This is a genomic window from Streptomyces sp. NPDC107654, assembly GCF_055639035.1.
On the sequence record NZ_JBVKBI010000031.1, the window covers coordinates 49,109 to 65,264 of the forward strand.

A 16,156-nucleotide genomic window follows, 5' to 3' on the forward strand; every position below is an offset into this window, starting at 1 on the left:
GGGGCGTGGGACCGGCCGTAGCGACCCGATCACGCCATCGGTAGGCCTGAAACGGAATGCTTCGTGCCGGTGTCGGCCGGATGTCGTCCGGATGCGGGCCGGGTGTCCGCGGGTCACAGGTGTCCGGGGGTCGGGGGGTCGGGGGTCACATCAGCGGGGTCAGGAACCGGCGCAGCTGTTCCTCGTACTCTTCGGGGTCCACGTTCCACATGGCCCCGTGCGGGGCGCGGGCGACGGTGTGCAGGGAGACGAGGCCGGCGCGGCGGTGGGCGAGCCTGCGGGAGAACTCGTAGGGGGCGACCTGGTCGTCCGGGCCGTGGACGATCAGGGTGGGGACCCGCAGCCGGTCGGCGTCGGGCGTCCCGGCGATCCGGTCGGCGTGCAGTCCGGCCCGGCCCTGCGCGGCCCGCACGGCGAGCGGCAGCAGCGAGGACGGGGTGTGCCGGGCCCGGGCCAGGGCGCGCAGCGTGGCCTCCCAGCTGAGCACCGGGGAGTCGAGGACGAGCCCGGCGACGCGGTCGCGGACGGCGGAGCGCTCGGCGGCGCGCAGGGCCATGGTGGCGCCGGTGGACCAGCCGAACAGGACGACCCGGCGGGCGCCGTGCCGCTGGGCGTAGCGGATCGCCGCCTCGACGTCCCGCCACTCGGTCTCCCCGAGGTGGTTCAGCCCGTCCGGCGGGCGCGGGGCGCCGAGGTCGCCGCGGTAGGCGAGGGCGAGGACCGGAAGCCGGCGGCCGTGCAGGAAGCGCATGACGTTGAGGGCGTGTTCCCGGGTGGTGCCGAGGCCGTGCAGGGCGATCACCCAGGTGTTCCGGTCGCCGGGCACGAACCAGGCGGGCAGGGGTCCGAGCTCCCCGGGCACGTCGACGTCGGCGTGGTCCAGGCCGAGGGCGGTGCCGGGGTCGCCGACGTACAGGTTCGGGGTGAGCCACACCGCGTCGCCGGGGGCGAGGGTGCCGTGGGTGACGCGTTCGAGGCGGCGTACGACGGTGTCGGCGGTGTGCTCGGCCGCCTCCAGGACGGGGCCGACGACCGCGTGCGAGCCGTCACCGGCCAGCCCGTACGTGCCGGGGCGCAGGGCGGCCAGGTCGCGGGTGAGCGTGACCTGGCCGGCGGCCGTGCCGTGCACGGTGAGGCGGGGCTCGGTGGGCAGCGGACGTCCCGCGGGCGCCTTCAGCGCGGCGGCGCTGGCGAGCCGGCCGGCGACCACGGAAGCCGTGCCGGCTGCCAGGAAGGCGGTGAGTGCGGTGGCGGTCGCCTTTGCGGTACGCACGGGTCCAGTGTCGGCGCGGACCGGTCCTCCGGCCAGCGGAAGCGGGGGGCGCAGGGGGCCGGTGCCGCGGATCGGGCCCGGCCGGCTCGCACCGGTGCGGCGGAGCAGGTCGAGCGGAGCGGTCAGGGCTCGGGGCGGGTTGCTGTGGGGCACGGGGTCACCTCCGTTGGCCGTATCCCTTCAAGCGTTCCCCGGCCTGCGCGAGTTGTGCCTCCGTGAGCAGGGACGGCGTCAGGCCCGGCACCGAGGACGCCGTCAGCCACAGCCGGCACATCCACTCCAGCTGGGCGGAACGGTCGTAGGCCTGGTCGAGGGTGGCGCCGTGGGTGATCGTGCCGTGGTTCTGCAGCAGGCAGCCGGAGCGGCCGGCGAGGGCGCGGAGCATGTTCTCGGCGAGTTCGTCGGTGCCGTAGGTGGCGTAGGGGGCGACCCGTACGGGACCGCCGAGGGCGCCGGTCATGTAGTGGACCGGGGGCAGCTCGGGCACGAGCGTGGAGACCGCGGTCGCGTGCACGGCGTGGGTGTGGACGACGGCCCGGGCGTCGGTGGTGCGGTAGACGGCGAGGTGCATGGGCAGCTCGCTGGTCGGTACGAGCGTGCCGAGCACCTGGCGTCCGGTGAGGTCGACGCCGGTGATGTCGGCGGGGGTGAGCCGGTCGTAGGGGACGCCGGAGGGGGTGACCAGCACCAGGTCCCCGATGCGGGCGGAGACGTTGCCGGAGGTGCCGACGACCAGTCCGTCGGCGACGCTGCGGCGGGCCGTAGCGACCAGTTCCGCCCAGAGCCGTACCTCGTCCTGGTGCCCGTCGTCGGTGTGCAGAATCGGTTCAGCCATGCGGTGATCCTGCCAGCCGGGGGGTGCGCGGAGCGGGCGGGGCGGCGGCTTCCGCCCGGAGACCGTGCGGCCGAACGGGCGCATTTTATGACAGACCACCCGGAACCGCATCAAATCGTCGCCCATTCGGTGATCGCCGGGTTTTTCAATGGTCCCTCCTGCCCATTGGACGACCGCCGCCGCCCGCGGGAGGCAGGCCGTCCGCCGCCCCGGGGAGACGCATGGCCCGTGAACGCACCCTCGCCCGCCGCCGCGCCGCGGTTCTCACCGCGGCCACGGCGGTCCTCGCCCTCGCCGGCCCCGCACCCGCCGGGGCCGCATCCGCGGGGGAGGCGCCGACCGGTCCGGCCGGACCACCGGCGTCGGCCTCGACGGACTCGCCGCGGCCGGCCGGGTCCCTGCGGACGGCCGGCGGCGCACCGAAGGCGGCCGGGCAGGCCGAGGCCGGCACATCCCCGCCGGCCGCCGTTTCCGCGCGGACAGCCGGGATCTCGCCGGCCACCGCCACCGGTTCCGCGTGGACAGCCGGGATCTGGCAGGAGCCCGCGGCCCCGGACGCCGCCGGGATGCCGAGGGCCGGTGCCGGGCTGCCCCGGGGGCATGACGTGTCGTCGCACCAGAAGCGGATCGACTGGGCCGCCGCCCGGGCCAGGGGCGCCCGGTTCGCGTACATCAAGGCGACCGAGTCCACGGCCTACCGCAACCCCTACTTCTCGGGGCAGTACACCGGCGCCCGCAAGGCCGGCCTGATCCGGGGCGCGTACCACTTCGCGCTGCCGGACCGGTCCTCCGGGGCCCGGCAGGCCGCCTACTTCGTACGGCACGGCGGGGACTGGCGGGCGGACGGCTGGACGCTGCCGCCCGCGCTGGACATCGAGTACAACCCGTACGACGCGCGGCACAAGTGCTACGGGCTGGACAGGAAACGGATGGTCCGCTGGATCCGGTCGTTCAGCGACGAGATCAAGCGGGAGACCGGCCGCCGGCCGCTGATCTACACCACGACCCAGTGGTGGAGGCTGTGCACCGGCAACAGTCGCGCCTTCTCCTCCTCGCACGCCCTGTGGATCGCCCGTCACGGCACCTCGCGACCGGGCGCCCTGCCCGGCGGCTGGCGGTACTGGACGTTCTGGCAGTACGGCACCAAGGGCCGGCTGCCGGGTGACCAGAATCTCTTCAACGGCTCCCTGAGCAGGCTGCGGGTCCTGGCCCGCGGCCGCTAGCCAAGGGGCGCTTGGGCCGGGAGAGGGGAGCGGAGCCTCGTACGCGCGTGACGGACATCCTCACGCCCGTCTCAGTTCATCTTCCGTTCACCCAGGTTGCCTACGTTCGACCCGCCAATGACCTCGAACGATTGCCTGGGTAAATGGAAAGCTTCTCGCTGATCCTCGCGATAGTGGTGGCAACCGCTCTCGCGTTCGATTTCACGAACGGTTTCCACGACACCGCGAACGCGATGGCCACCACCATCTCCACAGGCGCCCTGAAGCCGAAGATCGCGGTCGCCATGTCCGCCGTCCTCAATCTCGTGGGCGCCTTCCTCTCCGTGGAGGTCGCGAACACGATCTCCAAGGGTCTCGTCGACGAGACCGGCATCCGTCCCGAGGTCATCTTCGCCGCCCTGGTCGGCGCGATCCTCTGGAACCTGCTGACCTGGCTCGTGGGCCTGCCGTCCAGCTCCTCGCACGCCCTGATGGGCGGCCTGGTCGGCGCCACCGTCGCCTCCGCCGGCTTCGGCGCCGTCCACGGTGACGTCCTCGTCACCAAGGTGCTGCTCCCGGCCGTCGCCGCGCCGATCGTGGCGGGCCTCGCCTCGCTGCTGGCCACCCGGTTCTCCTACGGCATCGGCGGCACCGCCGACGGCGAGGCCACCCGCAAGGGCTACCGCGCCGGCCAGATCGCCTCCGCCGGCCTGGTCTCCCTCGCGCACGGCACCAACGACGCCCAGAAGACGATGGGCATCATCACCCTCGCCCTCGTCGCGGGCGGCTCGATCGCCCCCGGCTCCAACCCTCCCACCTGGGTGATCCTCTCCGCCGGCCTGGCCATCGCGCTCGGCACCTACATCGGCGGCTGGCGCATCATCCGCACCATGGGCAAGGGCCTGACCGACCTGGAGCCGCGCCAGGGCTTCGCCGCCCAGACCAGCGCCGCGACCGCCATCCTGGCCTCCTCCCACCTCGGCTTCTCCCTCTCCACCACCCACGTCGTCTCCGGCTCGGTGATGGGCGCGGGCCTGGGCCGCAAGGGCGGTGTGGTCCGCTGGTCCACCGCGACCCGCATGTTCGTCGCCTGGGCGCTCACCCTCCCGGCCGCCGCGCTGGTCGGCGCGGGCGCCGAGGCCGTCACCGACCTGGGTGACTGGGGCACCGCCGTGGTCGCCGTCTTCCTGGTCGCCGCGTCCGCCGCGATCTGGAAGATCTCCCGCCGCGAGGTCGTCGACCACACCAACGTGGTCGAGGAGACCGAGGAGCCCGCCGGTGTGGTCACGACCGCCATCGCCGCCGTGATCCCGCCGCCCACCGGCACGGTCGCCGCCGATGTGGACCTCACGTTCCCGCAGCAGGCCACCGCCCCCGCCGAACCGGCTCCGGCCGCCCCGCCGGCCGCCGCGGTCTGACCCCGAGCACCCGGTTAGCGAAGGAAGCACTATGAAGATCGACTGGGCAGCCCTGGGCTCCGTGTTCGGCGTCAGCCTCGTGGTCACCGTGGGCCTGGTGACCCTGTTCACGCTCGGCATCGCGGGCCTGAACCGGCGCGAGAAGGCCACGGCCCAGGGGGACTCCGCCGCCCTCGCCGTCACCGGCGCCTACCTGTGCTTCGCGGCCTGCGCGGCGGCGGTGGCGTACGGCATCAACCTGATCGTGGCCAAGGCCTGACCACACCACCGAAAGGCTCCCCGCGCACGCCGTGCGGGGAGCCTCTGCCGTACCCCGGCAGACCCCGCGCGCCCCGCGGTGTGGGGATCAGCACACTGTCCCCACGCAGGTCAAAGGCAAGTTGACGGCCCTTCCGGGCGCGTGGTGGACTGCCCAGGCCATCAACGGCGGCAGGAGAGGAAGCCGGTGCGAATCCGGCGCGGTCCCGCCACTGTCACCGGGGAAGAACTTCCCGGGAGCCAGGAACTCTCACCGCCGATGCACGTCGAACCAGGGCGCGGACACCCTGAGTGAGGACACATATCGCCATGCTCGGCTGCCGATCGAGGACCAGCACCAGGGCTGTCAGGCCCGTTCCTGTGCCCACGGCCGGCTGAGCCGATGGGTGCCGATCGCACATACGCGTACGGCGCCGCCGCCGGCGTCCTCGGTGACCTGCTCCTCGGCGATCCCCGTCGCGGGCATCCGGTCGCCGTGTTCGGCCGGGCGGCCGGGGCCGTGGAAGGCGCCTTGTGGCACGACCACCGCGGCTGGGGCGCCCTGCACACCACCGTGTGCGCCGGTGGCGCCGTCGCGCTCGGCGCACTCGCCGCACGCGCTGTACGCCCCTCCCCCACCGCCTCCGTCGCGCTGACCGCCGCCGCCACCTGGGCCGTCGTCGGCGGCACCTCGCTCGCCCGCGAGGCCCGCGCCATCGGACGCGCCCTGGAGGCCGGGGACATCGAGACCGCCCGGGCGCGGCTGCCCCACCTGTGCGGCCGGGACCCGCAGGCGCTGGACGCCGACGGTGTCGCCCGGGCCGTGGTCGAGTCGGTCGCCGAGAACACCTCGGACGCCGTCGTCGGCGCCCTCGTCTGGGGTGCCGTGGCGGGGGTCCCGGGGCTCCTCGGGTTCCGGGCGGTCAACACCCTGGACGCGATGGTGGGTCACAAGTCCCCCCGTCTGCGGCGCTTCGGCTGGGCCTCCGCCCGCCTCGACGACGTCGCCGGCTGGCCGGGTGCCCGGCTGACCGCCGTGCTCGCCGCCGCGGCCGGACCCGATCCGCTGGGTGCCCTGCGTGCCTGGAAGGCCGACGCGCGCCGGCACCCCAGCCCCAACGCCGGTCCCGTGGAGGCCTCCTTCGCGGGTGCCCTCGGCGTACGCCTGGGCGGGACGCTCTCCTACGGCGGCCGGGTCGAGCACCGGCCCGTCCTCAACGGAGCCGCCGGGCGGCCCGTCCGGGTCACCGACATCGACCGGGCCGTACGGCTCTCCCGCCGCGTCGGCCTGCTCGCCCTCGCCGGCACGCTCACCGCACGCCGGCTGCTGAAAGGACGCGGGAAGTGAACGGTGGTCTCCTCGTCGCCGGCACCACCTCCGACGCCGGCAAGAGCGTCGTGACGGCCGGCATCTGCCGCTGGCTGGTACGCCAGGGGGTGAAGGTCGCGCCGTTCAAGGCGCAGAACATGTCGCTGAACTCGTTCGTCACGCGCGAGGGCGCCGAGATCGGGCGGGCGCAGGCGATGCAGGCGCAGGCCTGCCGGGTCGAGCCGACCGCGCTGATGAACCCGGTGCTGCTCAAGCCCGGCGGCGAGCAGAGCAGTCAGGTGGTGCTGCTCGGCAAGCCGGTGGGCGAGCTGAGCGCACGCGGGTACCACGGCGGGCGCCAACAACGGCTGCTGGGCACGGTGCTGGACTGCCTGGCCGAGTTGCGGGGCACGTATGACGCGGTGATCTGTGAGGGGGCGGGCAGTCCGGCCGAGATCAACCTCCGGCGGACGGACATCGTCAACATGGGCATCGCACGCAACGCGCGGCTGCCCGTGCTCGTCGTCGGCGACATCGACCGCGGGGGCGTCTTCGCGTCCTTCTTCGGCACCGTCGCCCTGCTCTCACCGGAGGACCAGGAGCTGGTCGCCGGGTTCCTGGTGAACAAGTTCCGGGGCGATGTCGGCCTGCTGGAGCCCGGGCTGGACATGCTCCGGGACCTGACGGGGCGGCGGACGTACGGTGTGCTGCCCTTCCGGCACGGGCTCGGCATCGACGAGGAGGACGGGCTGCGCGTGTCGCTGCGGGGCACCGTACGGGAGTCCACCGTCACGCCCCCGGTCGGCGAGGACGTGCTGCGGGTCGCCGTGTGCGCGATCCCGCTGATGTCCAACTTCACCGACGTGGACGCCCTGGCCGCCGAACCGGGCGTCGTGGTGCGGTTCGTGGACCGGCCGGAGGAGCTGGCGGACGCCGACCTCGTGGTGGTCCCGGGCACGCGCGGGACCGTACGGGCGCTGGAGTGGCTGCGGGAGCGCGGACTCGCCGACGCGCTGGTACGGCGGGCCGCCGAACAGCGTCCCGTCCTGGGGGTCTGCGGCGGCTTCCAGATCCTCGGCGAGCACATCGAGGACGAGGTCGAGTCCCGCGCCGGAGCCGTCCCGGGTCTCGGCGTGCTGCCCGTCCGGGTGCGCTTCGCCCGCGAGAAGACCCTCACCCGGCCCCGTGGCGAGGCCCTCGGCGAGCGGGTCGACGGCTACGAGATCCACCACGGCGTGGCCACCGTCGAGGGCGGCGAGCCCTTCCTCGACGGCTGCCGGGTCGGCCAGACCTGGGGCACGCACTGGCACGGCTCGCTGGAGTCGGACGGCTTCCGCCGGGCCTTCCTGCGCGAGGTGGCCGCCGCCGCGGGCCGCCGCTTCGTGCCCGCGCCGGACACCTCCTTCGCCGCGCTGCGCGAGGAGCAGCTCGACCGGCTCGGCGACCTCATCGAACAGCACGCGGACACGGACGCGCTGTGGCGGCTCATCGAGTCGGGCGCGCCGCAAGGACTGCCTTTCATTCCACCGGGAGCGCCCGCATGAGCACAGTGTTGTTGTTGTCGACCGCCGACACGGATCTGCTGGCGGCCCGGGCCTCCGGCGCCGGCTACCGCATCGGCAACCCCACCCGGGTCGACGTCGCCGGGGAGCTGCCGGGCCTGATCGAGGGCGCGGACCTGGCCGTCGTCCGGCTGCTGGGCGGCAAGCGGGCCTGGGAGGACGGGCTGGCCGCGCTGAAGGCGTCCGGCATCCCGACCGTGCTGCTGGGCGGTGAGACCGTGCCGGACGCCGAGCTGATGGCGGAGTCGTCGGTGCCGGCCGGTGTGGTCGCGGAGGCGCTGAAGTACCTGGTCGAGGGCGGCCCCGCGAACCTGCAGGAGCTGTCCCGGTTCCTGTCGGACACCGTGCTGCTGACCGGAGAGGGCTTCGAGGAGCCGCGGAAGATGCCGGAGTTCGGCGTCCACGGCGACCGTACCGTCGTCGACGGCCGGCCGACCGTGGGCGTGCTGTTCTACCGGGCGCACGAACTGAGCGGCAACACCGCCTTCGTGGACACCCTGTGCGAGGCGATCGAGGCGCAGGGCGCCAACGCCCTCGCCGTGTACTGCGGTTCGCTGCGCGGCGCGGACCCCGGGCTGTACGAGCTGCTGGGCCGTGCCGACGCGCTGGTGGCCACCGTGCTCGCGGCCGGCGGCACGCACGCCTCGCAGGCATCGGCGGGCGGCGACGAGGAGTCCTGGGACATCGGCGCGCTCGCCGACCTGAACGTCCCCGTGCTGCAAGGCCTCTGCCTCACCTCCTCGCGGGCCGCGTGGGAGGAGTCCGACGCGGCGCTGTCCCCGATGGACGCGGCGATGCAGGTGGCGATCCCGGAGTTCGACGGCCGGCTGATCACCGTGCCGTTCTCCTTCAAGGAGCAGGGACCCGACGAGGTGCCGGTGTACGTCGCCGACCCCGAGCGGGCCGCCCGCGTGGCCGGGATCGCCGTCAGGCACGCCCGGCTGCGGCACAAGCCGAACGCCGAGAAGAAGGTCGCCCTGGTCTTCACCGCGTATCCGACCAAGCACTCCCGGGTCGGCAACGCGGTCGGTCTGGACACGCCCGCGTCGGCGGTACGGGTGCTGGACGCGCTGCGGGAGGCCGGGTACGGGCTCACCGAGTACCCGTCCGGCGGGGACGAGCTGATCCACCGCCTCATCGCGGCCGGCGGCCACGACGTCGAGTGGCTGACCGAGGAGCAGCTGGCCGCGGCGCCCGCGCGGGTGCCGCTGGCCGACTACCGGGCGTGGTTCGAGAGGCTCGACCCCGGGTTGCGGGACGCGATGACCGAGGCGTGGGGCGAGCCGCCGGGCAGCCTCTACGTGGACGGCGACGACATCGTGCTGGCCAGCCTCCGGTTCGGGAACGTCGTCGTCATGATCCAGCCGCCGCGCGGCTTCGGCGAGAACCCGATCGCGATCTACCACGACCCGGACATGCCGCCGTCGCACCACTACATGGCGGCGTACCGGTGGCTGGACAACTCCTTCGGCGCGGACGCGATCGTGCACATGGGCAAGCACGGCACGATGGAGTGGCTGCCGGGCAAGGGCCTCGGCCTGTCGGGCGGGTGCGCCCCGGACGCCGTACTCGGCGACCTGCCGCTCGTCTACCCGTTCATCGTCAACGACCCCGGCGAGGGCACCCAGGCCAAGCGGCGCGGGCACGCCACGGTGGTCGACCACCTGGTGCCGCCGATGGCGCGTGCCGACACCTACGGTGACCTGGCCAAGCTGGAGCAGCTGCTGGACGAGTACGCGCTCGTCTCCGACCTGGACCCGGCGAAGGCCCCGGCCGTCCGCGCCCAGATCTGGACGCTGGTGAAGGCGGCGGAGCTGCACCACGACCTGCACGTGGACGAGCAGCCGGACGACGACGCGTTCGACGAGTTCGTCATGCACATCGACGGCTATCTGTGCGAGATCAAGGACGTGCAGATCCGCGACGGGCTCCACATCCTCGGCGGCGGGCCGGCCGGCGAACCACGGGTGAACCTGGTGCTGGCCGTGCTGCGCGCCTCGCAGGTGTGGGGCGGGCGGGCGAACGCGCTGCCCGGTCTGCGGGCTTCGCTGGCGGCCCACTTCGGGATGGTGGAGAAGGAGCTGCTGGCCGAGCCGGGTGCCCCGGTGAAGGTGCCGGTGGAGCTGACGGACCTGGTCGAGGGCCCCGCGCGGACCGCGTCCGACGCGATCGACCTGCTGGAGCGGCTGTGCCGGCGGATCGTGGAGGAGATGGAGGCGCGGGCGTGGGACCGCGCGGTCGTCCCGGCGGTCCTGCGGGGCGCGCTCGGCGCGGAACTCCCCGAGGCGGTCGCCGTGCTGGAGTTCGCGTGCGAGGAGGTCGTACCGCGGCTGGCGCGGACCACGGACGAGATCGGGCACATCCTGCGGGCGCTGGACGGCGGCTACGTCCCGGCGGGCCCGTCGGGTTCCCCGACCCGCGGCCTGGTCAACGTCCTCCCGACGGGCCGGAACTTCTACTCGGTCGACCCCAAGGCCATTCCGTCCCGGCTGAGCTGGGAGGTCGGCCAGTCGCTGGCGGACTCCCTGGTCGCACGCTACCTCCAGGACACCGGGGCGTACCCGAAGTCCGTGGGCCTGACGGTCTGGGGCACGTCCGCGATGCGCACCCAGGGCGACGACATCGCCGAGATCCTCGCGCTGCTGGGCTGCCGCCCGGTGTGGGACGAGGCCTCGCGGCGGGTGACGGGCTTCGAGGTGGTTCCCCTGGCGGAGCTGGGGCGCCCGCGCATCGACGTCACGGTCCGCATCTCCGGCTTCTTCCGGGACGCGTTCCCGCATGTGGTCGGGCTGATCGACGACGCGGTACGGGCGGTGGCGGAGCTGGACGAGCCGGCCGAGTCCAACTACGTGCGGGCGCACGTGGACGAGGACGCGGCCGAGCACGGTGACCGGCGGCGCGCGACGGCCCGCGTCTTCGGCTCGAAGCCGGGGGCGTACGGCGCGGGTCTGCTGCCGCTGATCGACGCCCGGAACTGGCGCAGCGACGCCGACCTGGCCGAGGTGTACGCCGTCTGGGGCGGCTACGCCTACGGGCGCGGGCTCGACGGGCGGGCGGCGCGCGGGGACATGGAGACCGCGTTCAAGCGGATCGCGGTGGCGGCGAAGAACGTCGACACGCGGGAGCACGACCTGGTCGACGCCGACGACTACTTCCAGTACCACGGCGGCATGGTCGCCATGGTGCGGCACCTGACGGGTGCCAACCCGGAGGCGTACGTGGGCGATTCGGCCGTACCGGATCAGGTGAGGACCCGGACGCTGGGCGAGGAGACCCACCGGGTGTTCCGGGCCCGCGTGGTCAACCCGCGCTGGATGGCGGCCATGCGCCGGCACGGCTACAAGGGCGCCTTCGAGATGGCGGCGACCGTGGACTACCTGTTCGGCTACGACGCGACGGCGGGCGTGGTCGACGACTGGATGTACGAGAAGCTGAGCGCGGAGTACGTCTTCGACCCGGAGAACCGGGACTTCATGCGGAAGTCCAACCCGTGGGCGCTGCGCGGCATCACCGAGCGCCTGCTGGAGGCGGCGGACCGCGGGCTGTGGGCGGAGCCGGACGCGGACACGCTGGAGCGGCTGCGCGCCACCTACCTGGAGCTGGAAGGCGACTTGGAGGGCGACCAGTGACCACCCCGTTCCCGTTTACGGCCGTCGTCGGCCAGGACGACCTGCGGCTCGCGCTGCTGCTGAACGCCGTGTCGCCGGCGGTCGGCGGTGTGCTGGTGCGCGGCGAGAAGGGCACCGCCAAGTCGACGGCGGTGCGGGCGCTCTCGGCGCTGCTGCCCGCGGTCGCCGTCGTGCCCGGGTGCCGGTTCTCGTGCGACCCGGCCTCGCCCGATCCCTCGTGCCCGGACGGCCCGCACGAGGCGGGCAACGGCACCGAGCGGCCCGCGCGGATGGTCGAGCTGCCCGTCGGCGCCTCCGAGGACCGGCTGGTCGGCGCGCTGGACATCGAGCGGGCGCTCGCGGAGGGCGTGAAGGCCTTCGAGCCGGGCCTGCTGGCCGACGCGCACCGCGGGATCCTCTACGTCGACGAGGTCAACCTCCTCCACGACCACCTGGTGGACCTGCTGCTGGACGCGGCGGCGATGGGGGCCTCGTACGTGGAGCGCGAGGGCGTGTCCGTGCGGCACGCCTCGAAGTTCCTCCTCGTCGGCACCATGAACCCGGAAGAGGGCGAGCTGCGGCCGCAGTTGCTGGACCGGTTCGGGCTCACCGTGGAGGTCGCGGCCTCGCGTGAGCCGGAGCAGCGGGTGGAGGTCGTCCGGCGCCGGCTGGCGTACGACGACGACCCCGGTGCCTTCGCCGCCCGCTGGGCCGACGAGGAGGCCGCCGTGCGACAGCGGATCGCCGCCGCGCGGGCGTTGCTGCCGTCGGTGCGGCTGGGCGACGGTGCGCTGAAGCAGATCGCGGCGACCTGTGCGGCCTTCGAGGTGGACGGGATGCGCGCCGACATCGTCATGGCGCGGACCGCCACCGCGCTGGCCGCGTGGGCCGGGCGGACCGACGTGCTCGCCGAGGACGTGCGGCAGGCGGCGCTGCTGGCGCTGCCGCACCGGCGGCGGCGGAACCCGTTCGACGCGCCGGGTCTGGACGAGGACAAGCTGGACGAGACGCTGGAGCAGTACGCCGGGAACGACGGGGACGGCGGGAACGACGGCGGCGGCGGGGACGGCGACGAGGACCCCGACCCGGACGGTCCCGGCGGCGGCGGTGGCCGGCCGCAGCCCGACCCCGCTCCGCAGGGCGACGGGGGCGACGCCGCCCGGCCGGATGCCGGTGAGGGCGGGCAGCCGCAGGCGTCCGGCGGGCAGGAGCAGTCGGCCGTACGGTCCGCCGAGCCGTTCCGGACCAGGGTGCTGAGCGTGCCCGGCATCGGTGAGGGCGCGGCCGGGCGGCGGTCCCGGGCCCGGACCGAGCACGGGCGGACCACGGGAGCCCGCCGGCCGCGGGGGGCGCTGACCAAGCTGCACCTGGCGGCGACCGTGCAGGCCGCCGCGCCGCACCAGCGCTCGCGCGGGCGGTCCGGTCCGGGGCTGGTCGTGCGCCGGGACGATCTGCGGCAGGCCACCCGGGAGGGGCGCGAGGGGAACCTCGTGCTGTTCGTCGTGGACGCCTCCGGGTCGATGGCCGCGCGGCAGCGGATGAGCGCCGTCAAGGGAGCCGTGCTGTCGCTGCTGCTCGACGCGTACCAGCGGCGGGACAAGGTGGGGCTCGTGACGTTCCGGGGGGCGGCGGCCGAGGTCGCGCTGCCGCCGACGTCGTCCGTCGACGCCGCCGCCGTACGGCTGGAGACGCTGCCGACCGGCGGGCGTACGCCGCTCGCGGCCGGGCTGCTCAAGGCGCACGAGGTGCTGCGCGTGGAGCGGTTGCGGGACCCGGCGCGGCGGCCTCTGGTGGTCGTGGTGACGGACGGGCGGGCCACCGGTGGTCCGGAACCGCTGCTGCTCGCCTCGCGGGCCGCCGGGCTGTTCGCGGCCGAGGGGGTCGCCTCGGTGGTCGTGGACTGCGAGTCGGGGCCGGTGCGGCTGGGGCTGGCCGGGAAGCTCGCGGGTGAGCTGGGCGGTACGGCCGTGACGCTGGACGAGCTGCGGGCGGACTCGATCGCCGGGCTCGTGAAGGGAATTCAGGGCAGGAGGGCCGCGTAATGCCGCAGGGACAGCCGAGTGTCGTACCGGACGACGGTCTGACGACCCGTCAGCGTCGCAACCGTCCGCTGGTCGTCGTGCACACGGGCGTCGGCAAGGGCAAGTCCACCGCCGCGTTCGGGCTCGCGCTGCGCGCCTGGAACCAGGGGTGGCCCATCGGGGTGTTCCAGTTCGTCAAGTCGGCGAAGTGGAAGGTCGGCGAGGAGAACGCGCTGCGGGTGCTCGGCGCCTCCGGCGAGGGCGGGACCGTCGACTGGCACAAGATGGGCGAGGGCTGGTCGTGGGTCCAGCGTGACGCCCAGATGGACAACGAGGAGAAGGCCCGCGAGGGCTGGGAGCAGGTCAAGCGGGACCTGGCCGCCGAGACGTACCGGCTGTACGTGCTGGACGAGTTCGCGTACCCGATGCACTGGGGCTGGGTCGACACCGACGAGGTCGTGGAGGTGCTGCGGAACCGGCCCGGCACCCAGCACGTGGTGATCACCGGGCGGAACGCGCCGGAGAAGCTGGTGGACCTCGCCGACCTCGTCACCGACATGTCCAAGGTCAAGCACCCCATGGACGTGGGGCAGAAGGGCCAGAAGGGCATCGAGTGGTGACCTCCGTACCCCGGCTGGTCGTCGCCGCACCCTCCTCGGGCAGCGGCAAGACCACCGTCGCCACGGGGCTGATGGCCGCGTTCGCCGCGCGGGGGCTCGCCGTGTCCCCGCACAAGGTCGGGCCGGACTACATCGACCCCGGGTACCACGCCCTGGCGACCGGGCGGACCGGACGCAACCTGGACGCGTACCTGTGCGGGCCGGAGCTGGTCGCTCCGCTGTTCCTGCACGGGGCGCGGGGGTGCGACCTGGCCGTGGTCGAGGGTGTGATGGGGCTGTACGACGGGGCCGCCGGCGAGGGCGAGCTGGCGTCCACCGCGCACGTCGCCAAGCTGCTGGGGGCACCGGTCGTGCTCGTCGTGGACGCGTCCTCGCAGTCGCGGTCCGTGGCGGCGCTGGTGCACGGGTTCGCTTCGTGGGACCCGGAGGTGCGGGTCGGGGGCGTGATCCTGAACAAGGTCGCCTCGGACCGGCACGAGGAGTTGCTGCGGGAGGCGCTGGACTCGTCCGGGGTGCCGGTGCTGGGCGCCTTGCGGCGGGCCGGGCAGGTGGACACGCCCTCGCGGCATCTGGGGCTGGTGCCGGTGGCCGAGCGACGGTCCGACGCCGTCGACGCGGTGGCGGCAATGGCCGCGCAGGTGGAGCGCGGATGTGATCTGGAGGCCCTGCTCGGGCTGGCACGGAGTGCGGGAACGCTGTCGTGTGCCGCCTGGGAACCGCCCGTCACCGCGGCGACGACGCGTGAGGTGGTCGCCGTCGCCGGCGGGTCCGCCTTCACCTTCTCCTACGCCGAGCACACCGAGCTGCTCGCCGCCGCCGGTGCCGAGGTCGTCGTCTTCGATCCGCTCCGGGACGAGCGACTGCCCGACGGAACCGCCGGGCTGGTGATCGGCGGTGGCTTCCCGGAGGTGTACGCCGCCGAGCTGTCCGCCAACGAGTCCCTGCGCGGGGCCGTCGCCGAACTGGCCCGCTCCGGCGCGCCGGTCGCCGCCGAGTGTGCCGGGCTGCTCTACCTCTGCCGCGAGCTGGACGGGCAGCCCATGTGCGGGGTGCTGGACGCGACCGCGCGGATGTCCGATCGGCTGACCCTCGGCTACCGGGACGCCGTGGCCGTCGGCGACAGTGTGCTGGCGGTGGCCGGGACGCGGATGCGGGGGCACGAGTTCCATCGCACCGTCGTCGAGCCGGGTGCCGGTGCCGCTCCCGCCTGGGGTGTGCGGGCCCCGGTCCGGCGGGTCGAAGGTTTCGTACAGCAGGGCGTGCACGCGAGTTACCTGCACACGCACTGGGCGTCCCGGCCCGGTGTCGCCCGTCGGTTCGTGGAGAGGTGCCGGACGTCATGAGCAGCAGGCTGGTCGGGGTCGGGGTCGGTCCCGGGGATCCGGAGCTGGTGACCGTCAAGGGGGTCAACGCGCTGCGGGCCGCCGATGTCGTCGTCGTACCCGTGATGGACACCGGTGAGCGGGGGCGGGCCGAGGCGACCGTGTCGCACTACGTGCCCGGGGACAAGATCGTCCGGGTGGTGTTCGCGCTGAACGAGCGGACGGACCGGGCGCGGCGGGAGGCCGCCTGGGACGCGGCGGGCGAGCGGGTCGCCGGGCTGCTGCGGGAGCACGGCACGGTCGCCTTCGCCACCATCGGCGATCCCAACGTGTACTCGACGTTCACCTATCTCGCGCAGACCATCACGGAGCTGGTGCCGGGTGTCGCCGTGGAGACGGTGCCCGGGATCACCGCCATGCAGGATCTCGCGGCGCGTTCGGGTGCCGTGCTGACCGAGGGGACCGAGCCGCTCACCCTCGTACCGGTGACCGCCGGGTCGGCGGTGCTGAAGGAGGCGCTGGCCGGGCCGGGGACGGTCGTGGCGTACAAGTTCGGGCGGCAGGCCGCCGAGGTGGCTCAGGCGCTGCGGGAGACGGGGCGGATCGGGGACGCCGTGTGGGGGTCGGCGCTCGGGCTGCCGGAGGAGTCGGTGCGGCCGGCCGCCGAGCTGGACGGGGCGGCCCTGCCGTACCTGTCGACGCTGATCGCGCCCCCGCGGCGCGACGGCGGCCGGGGCGGGAAGCTGTGA

At 74.1% G+C, this 16,156-nt stretch carries 12 protein-coding genes and 1 riboswitch; of the genes, 10 read left to right on the forward strand and 2 right to left on the reverse strand.

Annotated features, from left to right (window positions below; genetic code table 11):
• Nucleotides 1–145 precede the first annotated feature (145 nt).
• Together ACZ7N4_RS34910 and ACZ7N4_RS34915 are read right to left on the reverse strand one after the other, a co-directional pair.
• Nucleotides 146–1,273 carry an alpha/beta hydrolase gene (locus ACZ7N4_RS34910; RefSeq protein ID WP_471367050.1) on the reverse strand — a complete coding sequence of 376 codons (1,128 nt, stop codon included), beginning with the start codon at nucleotides 1,271–1,273 and terminating at the stop codon, nucleotides 146–148.
• A 157-nt stretch (nucleotides 1,274–1,430) separates the two neighbouring features.
• Nucleotides 1,431–2,108 carry a class II aldolase/adducin family protein gene (locus tag ACZ7N4_RS34915; RefSeq protein ID WP_471367052.1) on the reverse strand — a complete coding sequence of 226 codons (678 nt, stop codon included), beginning with the start codon at nucleotides 2,106–2,108 and terminating at the stop codon, nucleotides 1,431–1,433.
• A gap of 530 nt (nucleotides 2,109–2,638) precedes the next feature.
• Between ACZ7N4_RS34915 and ACZ7N4_RS34920 the strand changes: the two genes are divergently transcribed.
• The 10 genes from ACZ7N4_RS34920 (at nucleotide 2,639) to cobI (ending at nucleotide 16,156) form a co-directional block, all read left to right on the forward strand.
• The gene (locus ACZ7N4_RS34920; protein WP_471367134.1) at nucleotides 2,639–3,331 is read left to right on the forward strand and encodes a lysozyme; all 693 of its coding nucleotides are present in this window, start codon (nucleotides 2,639–2,641) and stop codon (nucleotides 3,329–3,331) included.
• Nucleotides 3,332–3,474: 143 nt separating this feature from the next.
• A complete protein-coding gene (locus ACZ7N4_RS34925) occupies nucleotides 3,475–4,728 on the forward strand; it encodes an inorganic phosphate transporter (protein ID WP_471367055.1) in 1,254 nt (417 codons plus the stop codon).
• A gap of 31 nt (nucleotides 4,729–4,759) precedes the next feature.
• Nucleotides 4,760–4,987, forward strand: a complete 228-nt coding sequence (locus tag ACZ7N4_RS34930; protein WP_471367057.1) for a hypothetical protein — start codon at nucleotides 4,760–4,762, stop codon at nucleotides 4,985–4,987.
• Nucleotides 4,988–5,116: 129 nt separating this feature from the next.
• Nucleotides 5,117–5,258, forward strand: a riboswitch (cobalamin riboswitch).
• Nucleotides 5,259–5,368: 110 nt separating this feature from the next.
• Entirely contained in the window at nucleotides 5,369–6,313 is a 945-nt protein-coding gene (locus ACZ7N4_RS34935) for a cobalamin biosynthesis protein (RefSeq protein ID WP_471367060.1), read from the forward strand.
• Entirely contained in the window at nucleotides 6,310–7,818 is a 1,509-nt protein-coding gene (locus ACZ7N4_RS34940) for a cobyric acid synthase (RefSeq protein ID WP_471367063.1), read from the forward strand. The genes ACZ7N4_RS34935 and ACZ7N4_RS34940 overlap by 4 nt, the downstream gene beginning before the upstream one ends.
• Nucleotides 7,815–11,465 (forward strand): cobaltochelatase subunit CobN, encoded by a 3,651-nt coding sequence (cobN, locus tag ACZ7N4_RS34945; protein ID WP_471367066.1) that lies wholly within the window; start codon nucleotides 7,815–7,817, stop codon nucleotides 11,463–11,465. The genes ACZ7N4_RS34940 and cobN overlap by 4 nt, the downstream gene beginning before the upstream one ends.
• A complete protein-coding gene (locus ACZ7N4_RS34950; protein WP_471367070.1) occupies nucleotides 11,462–13,486 on the forward strand; it encodes a putative cobaltochelatase in 2,025 nt (674 codons plus the stop codon). The genes cobN and ACZ7N4_RS34950 overlap by 4 nt, the downstream gene beginning before the upstream one ends.
• Nucleotides 13,486–14,085: a cob(I)yrinic acid a,c-diamide adenosyltransferase gene (gene cobO / locus ACZ7N4_RS34955; protein WP_189307060.1), complete on the forward strand. Its 600-nt coding sequence runs from the start codon at nucleotides 13,486–13,488 to the stop codon at nucleotides 14,083–14,085. Before ACZ7N4_RS34950 ends, cobO begins: the two co-directional genes overlap by 1 nt.
• Nucleotides 14,079–15,428: a cobyrinate a,c-diamide synthase gene (locus ACZ7N4_RS34960; protein WP_471367076.1), complete on the forward strand. Its 1,350-nt coding sequence runs from the start codon at nucleotides 14,079–14,081 to the stop codon at nucleotides 15,426–15,428. Before cobO ends, ACZ7N4_RS34960 begins: the two co-directional genes overlap by 7 nt.
• On the forward strand, nucleotides 15,425–16,156 hold the full coding sequence (gene cobI, locus ACZ7N4_RS34965) for a precorrin-2 C(20)-methyltransferase (protein ID WP_471367080.1): 732 nt from the start codon (nucleotides 15,425–15,427) through the stop codon (nucleotides 16,154–16,156). The genes ACZ7N4_RS34960 and cobI overlap by 4 nt, the downstream gene beginning before the upstream one ends.

What these genes read in the sequence shown, in the direction of transcription:
- ACZ7N4_RS34935 (WP_471367060.1), top strand. Translation starts at nt 5,369, where the DNA reads ATGGGTGCCGATCGCACATACGCGTACGGCGCCGCCGCCGGCGTCCTC.
- cobI (WP_471367080.1), top strand. Translation starts at nt 15,425, where the DNA reads ATGAGCAGCAGGCTGGTCGGGGTCGGGGTCGGTCCCGGGGATCCGGAG.
- cobO (WP_189307060.1), top strand. Translation starts at nt 13,486, where the DNA reads ATGCCGCAGGGACAGCCGAGTGTCGTACCGGACGACGGTCTGACGACC.
- cobN (WP_471367066.1), top strand. Translation starts at nt 7,815, where the DNA reads ATGAGCACAGTGTTGTTGTTGTCGACCGCCGACACGGATCTGCTGGCG.
- ACZ7N4_RS34925 (WP_471367055.1), top strand. Translation starts at nt 3,475, where the DNA reads ATGGAAAGCTTCTCGCTGATCCTCGCGATAGTGGTGGCAACCGCTCTC.
- ACZ7N4_RS34915 (WP_471367052.1), bottom strand. Translation starts at nt 2,108, where the DNA reads ATGGCTGAACCGATTCTGCACACCGACGACGGGCACCAGGACGAGGTA.
- ACZ7N4_RS34930 (WP_471367057.1), top strand. Translation starts at nt 4,760, where the DNA reads ATGAAGATCGACTGGGCAGCCCTGGGCTCCGTGTTCGGCGTCAGCCTC.